The sequence below is a fragment of the Stenotrophomonas sp. HMWF023 genome, from assembly GCF_003060985.1.
In the GTDB taxonomy this organism is placed as follows: domain Bacteria; phylum Pseudomonadota; class Gammaproteobacteria; order Xanthomonadales; family Xanthomonadaceae; genus Stenotrophomonas; species Stenotrophomonas lactitubi.
In genome coordinates this window covers 3,892-4,624 of sequence record NZ_QAIJ01000284.1, presented here as the reverse complement: position 1 = coordinate 4,624, position 733 = coordinate 3,892, and the positions used below count along the sequence as shown (strand labels likewise).

1 protein-coding gene is annotated in these 733 nt (G+C 65.8%); it reads right to left on the bottom strand.

What is annotated here, in order from left to right:
• On the bottom strand, nt 1-494 hold a 494-nt coding region (locus DBR20_RS16165), incomplete at its 3' end, for an S-adenosylmethionine:tRNA ribosyltransferase-isomerase (protein ID WP_181393110.1).
• Nucleotides 495-733: the final 239 nt, after the last annotated feature.

Here is a 733-nt window from a genome sequence, read left to right as displayed (position 1 = left end):
GTCTGGTAGCGCTCGCGGTCATCCACGCCCGGCTCGCGCTGGATGTAAGGCGGCAACGGCAGCCGGCCAGCGTGCAGCAGCCACTGTTCCAGCGACTCCGGCACATGGAACTGCAGCACATAGAACTCGCCATCGCGGCCGAGCACTTCGGCTTCGCCACCCGGGTCCAGCGCGATCCGGCTGCCGGGCTTTGGCGACTTGCTGGCACCCACCTGGGCTCGCGCCTGCTGGCCGCCGAGCAGGCGCTCGATGAGGATCTCCACGCGGCCACCGCTGGCCTTCTGCCCGAACAGGCGCGCCGGGATCACCCGGGTGTCGTTGAACACCAGCAGGTCGCCCGGTTGCAGCAGCGACGGCAGGTCACGCACCTGCAGGTCGGTGAAGTCGGCAGGAGCCGCCGGCACCAGCAACAGACGGCTCGCCGAGCGTTCGGCCAAGGGTGCCTGGGCGATCAGTTCGGCCGGCAGGTCGTAATGGAAATCGGACTTCTTCAAGGCAGTGGACGGCAACAGGTCGACAATGGCGCGCATTGTACGTCCAGCGTCTGCGAGCCTGCGCAGCGGACTCCGAACGTCGCGCAAAATGCTGCTATGCAGCAGTCTTTTGCGGGGTTATCGCGCAAAAAAACAAGTGCTAGCATCGACGAGGAAGTCCGCTGCACGAGCCCGCCCCAAGCGCGCGTGAAGACGCGCGTTTTGCTTTTGAAGGCCCGTGCGACCCAACGTTTCAGGAG